The 13524-nt window shown below is 72.6% G+C and carries 12 protein-coding genes and 1 pseudogene; 10 read left to right on the top strand and 3 right to left on the bottom strand.

Translation table 11 applies throughout. The annotated features are described in order from the left end of the window. The first annotated feature begins 177 nt into the window (after positions 1–177). From ACIRJT_RS09720 to ACIRJT_RS09695, 6 genes are all read left to right on the top strand, one after another. On the top strand, positions 178–501 hold the full coding sequence (locus ACIRJT_RS09720; RefSeq protein WP_398616894.1) for an integration host factor: 324 nt from the start codon (positions 178–180) through the stop codon (positions 499–501). A gap of 38 nt (positions 502–539) precedes the next feature. Beyond that, positions 540–1133, top strand: coding sequence for a guanylate kinase (gene gmk, locus ACIRJT_RS09715; protein ID WP_032792681.1), 594 nt, complete (start codon positions 540–542; stop codon positions 1131–1133). Positions 1134–1195: 62 nt separating this feature from the next. Further along, positions 1196–1468: a DNA-directed RNA polymerase subunit omega gene (gene rpoZ / locus ACIRJT_RS09710; protein WP_003970369.1), complete on the top strand. Its 273-nt coding sequence runs from the start codon at positions 1196–1198 to the stop codon at positions 1466–1468. Positions 1469–1616: 148 nt separating this feature from the next. After that, positions 1617–2828 carry a bifunctional phosphopantothenoylcysteine decarboxylase/phosphopantothenate--cysteine ligase CoaBC gene (gene coaBC / locus ACIRJT_RS09705; RefSeq protein ID WP_403906799.1) on the top strand — a complete coding sequence of 404 codons (1212 nt, stop codon included), beginning with the start codon at positions 1617–1619 and terminating at the stop codon, positions 2826–2828. Between the two features lie 232 nt (positions 2829–3060). Next, positions 3061–4269 (top strand): methionine adenosyltransferase, encoded by a 1209-nt coding sequence (gene metK, locus ACIRJT_RS09700; RefSeq protein ID WP_403906797.1) that lies wholly within the window; start codon positions 3061–3063, stop codon positions 4267–4269. A 133-nt stretch (positions 4270–4402) separates the two neighbouring features. Next, positions 4403–6547, top strand: coding sequence for a primosomal protein N' (locus tag ACIRJT_RS09695; protein WP_403906794.1), 2145 nt, complete (start codon positions 4403–4405; stop codon positions 6545–6547). 115 nt (positions 6548–6662) lie between these two features. Here ACIRJT_RS09695 and ACIRJT_RS09690 read toward each other — a convergent pair whose 3' ends face one another. Beyond that, a complete protein-coding gene (locus tag ACIRJT_RS09690) occupies positions 6663–7226 on the bottom strand; it encodes a hypothetical protein (protein WP_403906792.1) in 564 nt (187 codons plus the stop codon). Positions 7227–7518: 292 nt separating this feature from the next. Between ACIRJT_RS09690 and fmt the strand changes: the two genes are divergently transcribed. Then, on the top strand, positions 7519–8451 hold the full coding sequence (fmt, locus tag ACIRJT_RS09685; protein WP_403906789.1) for a methionyl-tRNA formyltransferase: 933 nt from the start codon (positions 7519–7521) through the stop codon (positions 8449–8451). Positions 8452–8561: 110 nt separating this feature from the next. On the opposite strand, the gene ACIRJT_RS09680 is transcribed toward fmt, so the two are convergent. Together ACIRJT_RS09680 and ACIRJT_RS09675 are read right to left on the bottom strand one after the other, a co-directional pair. Then, positions 8562–9506 (bottom strand): erythromycin esterase family protein, encoded by a 945-nt coding sequence (locus tag ACIRJT_RS09680; RefSeq protein ID WP_403906786.1) that lies wholly within the window; start codon positions 9504–9506, stop codon positions 8562–8564. 161 nt (positions 9507–9667) lie between these two features. Continuing rightward, a pseudogene (locus ACIRJT_RS09675) lies at positions 9668–9841 on the bottom strand (IS5/IS1182 family transposase); the annotation flags it as partial. Positions 9842–10051: 210 nt separating this feature from the next. Between ACIRJT_RS09675 and ACIRJT_RS09670 the strand changes: the two are divergent. From ACIRJT_RS09670 to ACIRJT_RS09660, 3 genes are all read left to right on the top strand, one after another. Next, positions 10052–11485 carry an RsmB/NOP family class I SAM-dependent RNA methyltransferase gene (locus ACIRJT_RS09670; protein WP_403906784.1) on the top strand — a complete coding sequence of 478 codons (1434 nt, stop codon included), beginning with the start codon at positions 10052–10054 and terminating at the stop codon, positions 11483–11485. 189 nt (positions 11486–11674) lie between these two features. Continuing rightward, positions 11675–12358, top strand: a complete 684-nt coding sequence (gene rpe, locus ACIRJT_RS09665) for a ribulose-phosphate 3-epimerase (RefSeq protein WP_403906781.1) — start codon at positions 11675–11677, stop codon at positions 12356–12358. Positions 12359–12491: 133 nt separating this feature from the next. After that, positions 12492–13487, top strand: coding sequence for a sugar-binding transcriptional regulator (locus ACIRJT_RS09660; protein WP_371627812.1), 996 nt, complete (start codon positions 12492–12494; stop codon positions 13485–13487). Positions 13488–13524 lie beyond the last annotated feature (37 nt).

Below are 13524 nucleotides of genomic sequence, written 5' to 3'. Positions count from 1 at the left end.
CTGGTCGGCCACAGCTGACCAGGACTTTTCGTCTGTTCTCGCTGACTACAGCGGCCCTTGCCGCTAGTCTCCGTCGAGAGCGGCCGAGCACAGTGTGTTCTCCGCTCACCTGGTGGGTGGCGTCCAGCTTCCCCGCCGGTCCGTATCCGACAGATCGACATCCGAGGTGACGTAGGCGTGGCTCTTCCGCCCCTTACCCCTGAACAGCGCGCAGCCGCGCTCGAAAAGGCCGCCGCGGCTCGCCGGGAGCGGGCCGAGGTCAAGAATCGACTCAAGCACTCCGGCGCTTCCCTCCAGGAGGTCATCAAACAGGGCCAGGAGAACGACGTCATCGGGAAGATGAAGGTCTCCGCACTGCTGGAATCACTGCCGGGCGTCGGCAAGGTCCGCGCCAAGCAGATCATGGAGCGTCTCGGTATCTCCGAGAGCCGCCGGGTCAGGGGTCTTGGCTCCAATCAGATCGCATCCCTGGAGCGTGAGTTCGGCGGCAGCCCCGCCTGACGTTCTCAGGCACTCCTGAGAGCGGGGATAATCGCCCCATGGCTGCAACATCCCGGGGGACGTCCCCCGTACCCCCGGACGTACGTCCGCGGCTGACCGTGCTCTCCGGCCCCTCAGGGGTCGGCAAGAGCACGGTCGTCGCTCATATGCGCACCGTGCACCCCGAGGTCTGGCTCTCCGTGTCGGCGACGACACGCAAGCCGCGCCCCGGGGAGCGCAACGGTGTGCACTACTTCTTCGTGGACGACGAGGAGTTCGACAAGCTCGTCGCCAACGGTGAACTGCTGGAGTGGGCCGAGTTCGCGGGCAACCGCTACGGCACGCCCCGCCGCGCCGTGCTGGATCGCCTGGAGGCCGGTGAACCGGTCCTGCTGGAGATCGACCTCCAGGGCGCCCGGCTGGTCCGCCAGTCGATGTCCGACGCGCGGCTGGTCTTCCTGGCCCCGCCGAGCTGGGACGAGCTGGTGCGCCGGCTCACCGGCCGGGGCACCGAGGCCCCCGAGGTCATCGAGCGCCGGCTCGCCGCCGCGAAGATCGAGCTGGCCGCCGAGGCCGAGTTCGATACGACGCTCGTCAACACCTCCGTCGAGGACGTGGCGCGTGAGCTGCTAACGTTGATGCTTCAGGCCTAGATCTCCACGATCGTGTCAGATCCTGTTGATCTTTGATCTACATCCCCTTCGGAAGGCAGAGAGTGTCCTCTTCCATCACCACGCCCGAGGGCATCATCAACCCGCCGATTGATGAGCTCCTCGAAGCCACCGACTCGAAGTACAGCCTGGTGATCTACGCGGCCAAGCGCGCCCGCCAGATCAACGCGTACTACTCGCAGCTCGGTGAAGGCCTCCTCGAGTACGTCGGTCCGCTCGTCGACACCCACGTGCACGAGAAGCCGCTCTCGATCGCACTCCGCGAGATCAACGCGGGCCTGCTGACCTCCGAGGCCATCGAGGGCCCCGCGCAGTAACGCAGGAGCACCACGGCACCTTCACTCCAGGCCCGGCGGCCCGTCCGCCGGGCCTGAGGTGTGTCCGGGGCCGGATGAACGCGCTCGCGGCGGTGAGGCAGCATGGGACGCACACGTTGCCTTACGTTGCCGAGTGCGGGGAGACGCAGTGGACAAGCCGAAGGTGGTCCTGGGGGTCAGCGGGGGCATCGCCGCCTACAAGGCGTGCGAGCTGCTGCGGCGGCTGACCGAGTCCGGCCACGACGTACGGGTCGTCCCGACCGCCGCCTCGCTGCACTTCGTGGGGGCCGCCACCTGGTCGGCGCTCTCCGGCCACCCGGTCTCCGACGAGGTCTGGAGCGACGTCCACGAGGTCCCGCACGTGCGGATCGGGCAGGAGGCCGACCTCGTGGTGGTCGCCCCGGCCACCGCGGACATGCTGGCCAAGGCGGCCCACGGGCTCGCCGACGACCTGCTCACCAACACCCTCCTGACCGCCCGCTGTCCGGTGGTCCTCGCCCCCGCCATGCACACCGAGATGTGGGAGCACCCGGCCACCCAGGAGAACGTCGCCACCCTGCGCCGCCGGGGAGCCGTCGTCATCGAGCCCGCCGTCGGGCGGCTCACCGGCGTCGACACCGGCAAGGGCCGGCTCCCCGACCCCGGCGAGATCTACGAGGTCTGCCGCCGGGTGCTGGCGCGCGGGGTCACCGAGCCCGACCTCGCCGGCCGCCACGTGGTGATCAGCGCCGGCGGCACGCGAGAGCCGCTCGACCCGGTGCGCTTCCTGGGCAACCGCTCCTCCGGCAAGCAGGGATACGCGCTGGCGCGCACCGCCGTGGCGCGGGGGGCGCGGGTCACCCTGATCGAGGCCAACACCGGGCTGCCCGACCCGGCCGGGGCCGATGTCCTCCGCGTCGGCACGGCCGTCCAGCTGCGCGAGGCCGTGCTGAAGGCCGCCCCCGACGCGGACGTCGTCGTGATGGCCGCCGCGGTGGCCGACTTCCGCCCCGCCACGTACGCCTCCGGCAAGATCAAGAAGAAGGACGGCGAGGAGGCGCCCGCCGTCACCCTGGTCCGTAACCCCGACATCCTCGCCGAGGTCTCCGGCGAGCGGGCCCGTCCGGGCCAGATCGTCGTCGGATTCGCCGCAGAGACCGACGACGTGCTGGTCAACGGCCGCGCGAAGCTCCGCCGCAAGGGCTGCGACCTCCTCGTGGTCAACGAGGTGGGGGAGCGCAAGACCTTCGGTTCGGAGGAGAACGAAGCGGTCGTCCTCGCCGCCGACGGCCAGGAGACGCCGGTGCCGTACGGCCCCAAGGAAGCGCTCGCCGACACGGTGTGGGACCTGGTCTCGGGAAGGTTCCAGCCGATTTCATAATCAATCCTCCGGGCGAGCGAAATCCCCCCATAACGCGCGAAAGGAAGGGCGGGACGGGTGGATTGTCCTACTGGCGGCCCCCGTGGCGCACGTCACGAACCTCCCAAAGGGCGAGACACCTGCCCCGCTCGCCGGATGCGACCGATAAACTGGCCGACGGTACGCGCCGAGCGCAGCTCTCGGACGTACCACCCATGATCAGCCAGCAGCCGCTGCAACCCCAGGGAGCGATGTGTCCCGCCGTCTCTTCACCTCGGAATCTGTCACCGAGGGTCACCCCGACAAGATCGCTGACCAGATCAGCGACACGATTCTCGACGCGCTCCTGCGTGAGGACCCCACCTCGCGCGTCGCTGTCGAGACCTTGATCACCACAGGTCTGGTGCATGTCGCGGGCGAGGTCACCACCAAGGCCTACGCCGACATCCCCAACCTCGTGCGCAACAAGGTTCTGGAGATCGGATACGACTCCTCCAAAAAGGGCTTCGACGGTGCTTCCTGTGGCGTCTCGGTGTCGATCGGCGCGCAGTCGCCGGACATCGCCCAGGGCGTCGACACCGCGTACGAGAAGCGGGTCGAGGGCGATGAGGACGAGCTCGACAAGCAGGGCGCGGGCGACCAGGGCCTGATGTTCGGCTACGCCTGCGACGAGACCCCGGAGCTGATGCCGCTCCCGATCCACATCGCGCACCGCCTCTCCCGGCGACTGTCCGAGGTGCGCAAGAACGGGACCATCCCCTACCTGCGCCCCGACGGCAAGACCCAGGTCACCATCGAGTACGACGGTGACAAGGCGGTCCGGCTGGACACGGTGGTCGTCTCCTCGCAGCACGCCTCCGACATCGACCTGGACTCGCTGCTCGCGCCCGACATCCGCGAGTTCGTCGTCGAGCACGTGCTCACGCAGCTCGTCGAGGACGGCATCAAGCTGGACACCGAGGGCTACCGCCTCCTGGTGAACCCGACCGGCCGCTTCGAGATCGGCGGCCCGATGGGCGACGCCGGCCTCACCGGCCGCAAGATCATCATCGACACCTACGGCGGCATGGCCCGGCACGGCGGCGGCGCCTTCTCCGGCAAGGACCCGTCCAAGGTCGACCGCTCCGCCGCGTACGCGATGCGCTGGGTCGCCAAGAACGTGGTGGCCGCCGGTCTCGCCGCGCGCTGCGAGGTCCAGGTCGCGTACGCGATCGGCAAGGCCGAGCCCGTCGGACTGTTCGTGGAGACCTTCGGCACCGCCGCGGTCGACACCGAGAAGATCGAGAACGCGATCGGCGAGGTCTTCGACCTCCGCCCGGCCGCGATCATCCGGGACCTGGACCTGCTCCGCCCGATCTACGCGCAGACCGCCGCCTACGGCCACTTCGGCCGTGAGCTGCCCGACTTCACCTGGGAGCGCACCGACCGCGTGGACGCCCTGCGCGCCGCCGCCGGTCTGTAGCGAGACCCGCCCGCGTACGACAGCGCGGCGGGCGTCATCGAGTACGACAGCGGGGCCCGGACACCGACCACGGTGGCCGGGCCCCGCTGCCGTGCCCCCGCCGCTGTCAGTGCTCTCTGGTAGGAATTCAGCTGTGAGCAGCGAGAACGAGCAGTCCGCCGAACCCGGTGCCGGGGCGCCGGAGCAGCTTGCGCTGATCCGGGAGACCGTGCGCCGGGCGAAGGTGCCGCGCGCCAAGCCGCGGACCTGGCGCGGCGCGGCCCTCGCCGAGGAGTTGCCCGTCGCCCGCGTCCTGGTCAACAAGGGCGTCCTCCACCTCGACCAGTACTTCGACTACGCGGTCCCCGAGGAGCTGGACGCCGACGCCCGGCCGGGCGTCCGGGTGCGGGTCCGGTTCGGGGCCGGAGGGCGCAACGTCCAGGGCGGGCGGCGCGAGGGCGGCGGGCTGATCGACGGCTTCATCGTCGAGCGCCGTGCCGACTCCGACTACCAGGGGGCGCTGGCCGCTCTCGCCTCCGTGGTCTCCCCGGAGCCGGTCCTCGGGCCCGAACTGCTCGCCCTGTGCCGCGCCGTCGCCGACCGGTACGCGGGCAGCCTCGCCGATGTCCTCCAGCTCGCCGTCCCGCCCCGCAACGGCCGCGCCGAGTCCAAGCCCTCCCCGGACCCGCTGCCCCCGCCCCCCGCCCCGGCGCCGGGCACCTGGGAGCGGTACGGCCAGGGCCCGGCCTTCCTGCGCGCGCTGGCCGAGGGCGGTGCGCCGCGCGCGGTGTGGACCGCCCTGCCCGGCCCGCACTGGCCCGCCGAGATCGCCGGGGCCGTCGCCGCGACGCTCTCCTCCGGGCGCGGCGCGCTCGTCGTCGTCCCGGACGGACGGGCCGCCGCACGGGTCGACGCGGCCCTGACCGAGGTGCTCGGCGCGGGCCGGCACGCCCTGCTGACCGCCGACTCCGGCCCCGAGAAGCGTTACCGGCAGTGGCTCGCGGTGCGCCGGGGCTCGGTGCGGGCGGTCGTGGGGACCAGGGCCGCCATGTTCGCCCCCGTCCAGGGCCTCGGCCTGGTCGTCATCTGGGACGACGGGGACTCCAGCCACAGCGACGACAACGCCCCCTTCCCGCATGTCCGCGAGGTCCTGGAGCTACGGGCGGCACAGGGCCGCTGCGGCTTCCTCCTCGGCGGGACCAGCTGCACCGTCGAGGCCGCCCAGCTCGTGGAGAGCGGCTGGGCGCTGCCGCTCCTCGCGGACCGCGAGCGGTTGCGCCGGGCCGCGCCCCTCATCCGTACGGTCGGGGACGGCGAGCTGGCCCGGGACGGCGCGGCCCGCTCCGCCCGGCTGCCCAGCCTCGCCTGGGGGGCCGTGCGCGACGGTCTGCGCAGCGGTCCGGTGCTGGTCCAGGTGCCCCGCCGGGGTTACGCCCCCCGCCTCGCCTGCGAACGCTGCCGCACCCCCGCCCGCTGCGGCCACTGCGCGGGCCCCCTCCAGGCCCCGGACCAGCAGGATCTGAACTGCGCCTGGTGCGGGCGGGCCGAGCGGGCCTGGCACTGCGCGGAGTGCGGCTCGACCCGGCTGCGCGCCCAGATCGTCGGCGCCCGCCGCACGGCGGAGGAGCTGGGCCGGGCCTTTCCCGCCGTGCCCGTGCGCACCTCGGGGCGCGACCACGTCCTGGACGCGGTGCCCGACACCCCGGCGCTCGTCGTCAGCACGCCGGGCGCGGAACCCGTCGCCGAGGGCGGCTACGCGGCGGCCCTGCTCCTGGACGGCTGGGCCATGCTCGGCCGGCCCGATCTACGGGCGGGCGAGGAGGCGCTGCGCCGGTGGACCGCTGCGGGGGCGCTGGTGCGCGGCCAGGACGAGGGGGGCACGGTGGTGATCGTGGCCGAGCCGACGGAGCGCGCGGTGCAGGCGCTGGTCCGCTGGGACCCGGCGGGATTCGCCCGGCGGGAGCTGGCGGAACGGGCCGAGCTGGGCTTCCCGCCGGTCTCCCGGATGGCCTCGGCGACCGGCCCCGCCGAGGCACTGGCCGCGTTCCTCCAGGCCGCCGGGCTGCCGCCGGAGGCCGAGATCCTGGGTCCGGTGCCGGTCCCGTCCGCCGAGCCGGGCAGGCCCCGCCGACCGGGGGACGCCCCGCCGGGCGAGACCTGGGAGCGGGCCCTGATCCGGGTGGTCCCGGGACGGGGGGCGGCGCTCGCCCGCGCCCTGAAGACGGCGCTCGCCGCCCGCATGGCCAAGGGATCGACCGACCCGGTGCGCATCAGGATCGACCCGCCCGACATCGGCTGAGGCCGCGGGGGAGGCCTCAGCGGCTCGCTGTGGGCCCCGGACACGCTGTGGGCCCCGGACCAGGCGGCTGCCCCGCCGTGCGACCGGCACGGTGGGGCAGAGGGGCGGCCTGCGATCAGCCGTTGCGGGGACCCGGGAAGGCGCCGGGACGCAGCTCCTCGCGGACCGGCCGGTCCGCGAGATGCTGCGGCGGCATCGAGCGGGCCGCCGGGACGGAGGGCACCGGGGAGCCGGGCCCCCCGGCGGAGGAACCGGACAGTCCGGGCCCGACGGAGACCGGGCGCGACACGGCCGAGGCCTCGCCGCCCGTCTCGGTTGTGGGCTGCGGCGTGGCCCGGCGCGTTCCGTAACGGCGGTGCACGGCCTGCTTGGTGACGCCGAGGGCGGAGCCCACCGCGTCCCAGGAGAAGCCCAGTGAGCGGTCGAAGTCCACCGCGGCCGTGACCAGCGTCTCGACGCTGTCCCGCAGTTCCTGCGCGAGGCGGACGGTGGGGGCCGGGGCCCTGCCGTAGACGACGAAGCCCGCGGACGGGCCGGAGCGGCGCGGACGGTAGACGTTGCCCAGCTGGGCGGTGAGGGTGCGCAGCGCGTCCACCTGCCGCCGGACCCGCTCGATGTCCCGCACCAGAAGATGCAGACTGGCCCGCGCTTGGGCGTCGTGCGTTGCGTGGTCGGCCATGAAGAAGCCTCTCGAACCGGCGTTGAAAGGGATCGGGCCGCATCGGGGCGGCCCGCTTCGGTCAATCTCCTTTGACCAACGCCCGAGCCGGGTATGTGGTCACGCTATCGGGGCGTATGTGCATAGGTACGGGGCGTGCGCGGCGCGCGTACGCCCCCTGCGGGGCGCTCGCCTCACTGCCACCGGGCCGGGCCCCGCCCGGACGCACGCCCGCCCGGGATGACGGGACAGCCCTTAGACTGGTGTGCTGCTCGTCACCGTACGTCTTGGCCCGAGAGGCAGTCAGCCACCCATGAAGCTCGTCTTCGCCGGCACCCCCGAAGTCGCCGTCCCCGCACTGGACGCCCTGATCGCCTCCGGCCGCCACGAGGTGGCCGCCGTCGTGACCCGTCCGGACGCCCCCGCCGGGCGGGGCCGCAGGCTCGTCGCGAGTCCGGTGGCCGAGCGGGCCCAGGAGGCCGGGATCGAGGTGCTCAAGCCCGCGAAGCCCCGGGACGAGGAGTTCCTCGCCCGGCTGCGCGAGATCGCCCCGGACTGCTGCCCGGTCGTCGCCTACGGAGCCCTGCTGCCCAAGGTCGCCCTCGACGTGCCCGTCCGGGGCTGGGTCAACCTGCACTTCTCGCTGCTGCCCGCCTGGCGGGGCGCCGCGCCGGTCCAGCACGCGGTGATGGCCGGGGACGAGGTGACCGGCGCGTCGACCTTCCTGATCGAGGAGGGCCTGGACTCCGGCCCGGTCTACGGCGTCCTCACCGAGGAGGTCCGGCCCACCGACACCAGCGGCGACCTGCTCACCCGGCTCGCCTTCGCGGGCGCCGGACTGCTCGCCGCCACCATGGACGGCATCGAGGACGGCACGCTGCACGCCGTGCCCCAGCCGCACGACGGCGTCACCCTGGCCCCGAAGATCACCGTCGAGGACGCCCAGGTCCAGTGGTCCGCGCCCGCCCTGCGGGTCGACCGGGTGGTGCGCGGCTGCACCCCGGCCCCCGGTGCCTGGACCCTCTTCCGCGGCGAGCGGCTCAAGCTGATCCAGGCCACGCCGGTGCTGGACCGCACCGACCTGGCCCCCGGCGAGCTGTCGGCCGCCAAGAACAATGTGTACGTGGGCACCGGATCGCACGCGGTCGAGCTGCTCTGGGTTCAGCCGCAGGGCAAGAAGCCGATGAAGGCCGCCGACTGGGCGCGCGGCGTCCGCATCGTCCACGGCGAGCTGCTCGGCCCGTAGCAAGGCGCCCCGAGCGGCGGGGACGGTCCGGGTCCGGGGTCCTGTCCGGCGGATCAGCGCCTGTCTGCGTGGCGGAGCCGACGTCTGCGGAGTGCTCCGCCGGGCAGCCTTCAGGGCAAGGGCCGGGACGGTGTCACCTCTCGCGTGTGGACGACGACGTCGAACCAGCTCGCGAGCGACCCGCCCGACATGTGGTGGGCCCCATCATCCCGGGGGTCGTAGGACGGGCCGATCAACCGCGTGCGCGTCGGGGCGTCCAGGAGGCGGTGGATCGGCTCCGGCTGCGATGTGCCCAGATCCAGGATGTATCCCGCCCTGTCCTCGGCGGCCGTATGCAGCAGGCTGTCGACGAAGTCCGGGCGTGGAGCGGGCAGTGGCCGGCCGATCGAACCATGCCCCATGGTCAGGCCCACGGACCGGTAGTCCCGTCCCAGTCGTTCACGCAAGTATCCGCCCATGTTCCGGTGCGACTCCAGGGGCTCGGAGGGGAACACGCTACGAGGGGCGCCGATGGCGGTGTGTGCCATACCACCCCAGTAGACGACCTTGTCGCCGGTGAGCTGCTGCCACCAGCTCACCCCGTCGGCCAGCGTGCGTTCCAGTTCGGCCAGACCATCGAGCCGTGTGGTGTGCCGCACCGGTTCAGCAGGGAACCGCGCGAAGCGTACCGGGTCGCCCGGGTGGCGCTTGTTGTGGGACCGCATCCAGTGGACGAGATCGAGGATCTCGGCGGTCTGCCAGAACGACCGTGCCTTTCCCAGCAATGCACGGGGGTCTCCATCGCCGGTGGCGACATGGACGTCCAGGCCGAGGCGAACAGGGTCGTCGCCCTCCAGGGCAAGGGAGCGGAACCCCTCTTCTTCCACCAGCAGCCGCACGATGCGATGCGCCGCGTCCGACAATTCGCGTGTCTGTCGGGCAGCTGCTCCAAGCGCCACGATCTTGGCGTCCCGCACCAGCGGGGCGAGCGGCCGCAGATCGTCCAGTGGCTCGTCCGGCTTACTGTTCACGAGCGCATGGGAGTTCTTCTTGATCCATTCGGTCGCTGTCTCCATTGGCCTGCCCTTCATCCCGAGCTCCGCTTCTTGCGGGCTCCTCCAGAGGATCGTCCGACCTCAGGCTTGGTTGAGGTCAAGGGTCCGTGACGTCGGGACGGCGCTCATCACTGGAGCGGCCTGTAGTGGCTCAGGGACGGATCCAAAGGCGTATCCAGGGTCAGCGGACAGCGCCCGCCCTCACCGGCGAGATGGATTTCGCATGTCAGTCCGCCCCGCGAGCGCCCGAGTCCCCCGTCGGGACGGTGTCGCCGGGCGTGCGCCGCTTCCGGCACCATCGGCGGACTCTTGCGTGCGCCGGCCGCGTGCTGATGGGCACGGCAGGACGTCGAGTCCGCGCTCACCGTCGACCGGTCGATGCGGCTTCGGCCGTGCCTGCTCCTCGTTCGTCGGATCTCGCCGCCCCATGGCCATGCCAACGGTCCGTCGCTGAACCAGTCACATGATCCGCCGGACTGGGCCCCGGGCTGCCGTTCGGGCGCCCGGGGACGGCGACGTACGCTGGGAGGGTTCGCACCTCTCACCATCAGCGGAGCACCTTTCACGTGAACGACCAGCCGCGTCGCCGTCCCGCCAAGCCCCACCGCCGTCCGCAGAAGGACCCGGTGCGGTTCCTCGCCTTCGAGGCGCTCCGGGCCGTCGACGAGCGCGACGCGTACGCCAACCTCGTGCTGCCCCCGCTGCTGAAGAAGGCCCGCGCCAAGGGCGACTTCGACGGCCGGGACGCGGCGCTGGCGACCGAGCTGGTCTACGGGACGCTGCGCCGCCAGGGCACGTACGACGCGATCGTGGCGGCCTGCATCGACCGGCCGCTGCGCGAGGTCGACCCGCCCGTCCTCGACGTCCTGAACATGGGCGTCCACCAGCTGCTCGGCACCCGCATCCCCACCCACGCGGCCGTCTCCGCCAGTGTGGAGCTGGCCCGGGTGGTGCTGGGGGAGGGGCGCGCGAAGTTCGTCAACGCGGTGCTGCGCAAGGTCACCGCGCACGACCTCGACGGCTGGGTGGAGAAGGTCGCCCCGCCGTACGACGAGGACGCCGAGGACCATCTGTCCGTCGTGCACTCGCACCCCCGCTGGATCGTCTCCGCCCTCTGGGACGCGCTGGGCGGCGGCCGGGCGGGCATCGAGGACCTGCTGGAAGCCGACAACGAGCGGCCCGAGGTGACGCTGGCGGCCCGCCCCGGCCGCTCCACCACCGACGAGTTGGCGAAGGCGCTGGGCGAGGACAACTCGCTGCCCGGCCGCTGGTCGCCGTACGCGGTCCGGATGGCCGAGGGCGGCGAGCCCGGAGCGCTGGAGGCCGTCCAGGAGGGCCGGGCGGGCGTCCAGGACGAGGGCAGCCAGCTCGTCGCCGCCGCTCTGGCCGCCGCACCCGTCGAGGGCCGCGACACCCGCTGGCTGGACGGCTGCGCAGGCCCCGGTGGCAAGGCCGCCCTGCTCGCCGCCCTCGCCGCCGGGCGGGGAGCTGCCCTCCTCGCCGCCGAGAAGCAGCCGCATCGTGCCCGGCTGGTCGAGCGGGCGCTCGCCGGCAACCCCGGTCCGTATCAGGTGATCACCGCGGACGGCACCCGTCCGCCGTGGCTGCCCGGCACGTTCGACCGGATCCTGATGGACGTGCCCTGCTCCGGCCTGGGCGCTCTGCGGCGTCGTCCGGAGTCCCGCTGGCGGCGTCGGGCCGCGGATCTGGAAGCCTTCGCCCCGCTCCAACGCGGCCTGCTGCGCGAGGCGTTGAAGGCCGTACGGGTCGGCGGCGTGGTCGGCTACGCGACCTGCTCGCCGCATCTCGCGGAGACCCGCGTGGTGGTCGAGGACGTCCTCAAGGGCCGGGGCGGGGAGCCGGTGGAGGCGGAGTGGATCGACGCCCGCCCGCTGATGCCCGGGGTGCCCGGGCTGGGGGACGGCCCCGACGTCCAGCTGTGGCCGCATCTGCACGGCACGGACGCGATGTACCTGGCGTTGCTGCGCCGGACCGGCTGAGCCTCCCGTACGCGGACGGGCTGCCGTGCGCGGTCGTCGGCCGCGCATCTGCCGGTCTCGCCCCGAGAACGGCAAAGGAACGGTAAAGCGCTGGCAAAATGCGCAGAATGTGCGAAGTGTGATGACCCTGTGAGGCTTCGGAGCGCATCGAGGCGGGGAACCGGCGGGAGACGTGGCAGGCTTGGGGGCATGGCGCAGATCAACCCCAGCATCCTGTCCGCCGATTTCGCACGTCTCGCCGAGGAGGCGAAGGCCGTCGAAGGCGCGGACTGGCTCCACGTCGATGTCATGGACAACCACTTCGTGCCCAACCTGACCCTCGGCGTGCCGATCGTCGAGGCGCTCAGCAAGGCCACGGACATCCCGCTGGACTGCCACCTCATGATCGAGGACGCGGACCGCTGGGCCCCCCAGTACGTGGAGGCGGGGGCCGGGTCCGTCACCTTCCACGCGGAGGCCGCGGCGGCTCCGGTGCGCCTGGCGCGGGAGATCCGGGCGAAGGGGGCGCGCGCCTCGATGGCGCTCAAGCCCGCGACGCCCATCGAACCGTACGAGGACCTGCTGCCCGAGCTGGACATGCTGCTGATCATGACGGTCGAGCCGGGCTTCGGCGGCCAGTCCTTCCTGGACATCATGCTGCCGAAGATCCGCCGCACCCGGGAGCTGATCGGCAAGCACGGTCTCGAACTGTGGCTCCAGGTCGACGGCGGGGTCTCGGCCACCACCATCGAGCGCTGCGCCGAGGCCGGCGCCGACGTCTTCGTGGCGGGCTCCGCGGTCTACGGTGCGCAGGACCCGGCCGCGGCGGTGCGGGAGCTGCGGGCACAGGCGGACGCGGCCACGGCCGTCGCCCCCTGGGCATGCGGACACTGAACCAAGGGCAGATGAACGCGGTCCGACAGGGCCGATCAAGGATCGCCGGATCTGACAGGATGAACGGCGTATCGGTCGTGTGAACAGCAGTGAGGAGATCGCGGTGTCTGGCATCTCGGCGGGTCGGTCAGCCATGCGGATGGGCCCCGCGGAGCTGGTGCAGGCGGCGGCCATGGCCCGCCGGTTCTACCTGGAGGGCAAGTCCAAGATCCAGATCGCCGAGGAGTTCGGCGTGAGCCGCTTCAAGGTGGCCCGGGTCCTGGAGACAGCCCTCGAACGCGATCTCGTACGCATCGAGATCCGGGTACCGGCCGAGCTGGACGCCGAACGCTCCGACGCCCTGCGGGCCCGCTACGGGCTGCGGCACGCGGTGGTCGTCGAGTCCCCGGCCGAGGAGCAGGAGGACGCCCCCGACCCGGAGAACCTCGGCGAGGTCGCGGCCGACCTCCTCGGCGAGCTGGTAGCCGAGGGCGATGTGCTCGGCCTGGCCTGGGGCCGCTCCACCATCCACATGGCGGCCGCCCTCGACCGGCTCCCGCCGTGCACGGTCGTCCAGCTGACCGGCGTGTACGACGCGGGCACCGCCGAGCGCGGCTCGGTCGAGGCGGTCCGCCGCGCGGCCCAGGTCTCCGGCGGCGAGGCGCACCCCATCTACGCCCCGATGCTGCTGCCCGACCCCGCGACGGCCGCCGCGCTGCGCGAGCAGACCGGCATCGCCCGCGCCTTCGAGTACTTCGACAAGGTGACCGTCGCCGCCGTCTCCATCGGCTCGTGGGAGCCGGGCATCTCCACGGTCCACGACATGCTCTCGGACGCCGAGCGCGCCCACTACGCCTCGCTCGGCGTCGCCGCCGAGATGTCCGCGCACCTCTTCGACTCCGAGGGCCGCCGGGTCGGCCGTGACCTGGGGGAGCGCTGCATCACCGTGGAGGCGGACCGGCTGCGCCGGATCCCCGAGGTGGTCGCGATCGCGGGCGGTCAGCGCAAGGCGGCGGCGATCGGCGCGGTGCTGCGCTCCGGCCTCGTCACCAGCCTGGTGACGGACACCGCCGCGGCCGACTTCCTGCTCACCGAGTCCCCCGCGGGCACCCGCCCGGCACTGGAGCGGGCCGACCCCGACGGGGAGTGACATCGAGCGGAACACACCGAGGGCCGTGCACCGCATC

It is taken from the genome of Streptomyces sp. NPDC102283 (assembly GCF_044766265.1).
In the GTDB taxonomy this organism is placed as follows: domain Bacteria; phylum Actinomycetota; class Actinomycetes; order Streptomycetales; family Streptomycetaceae; genus Streptomyces.
The sequence above is the reverse complement of the archived record's forward strand: the minus strand, read 5'-3'. Positions and strand labels throughout refer to the sequence as shown.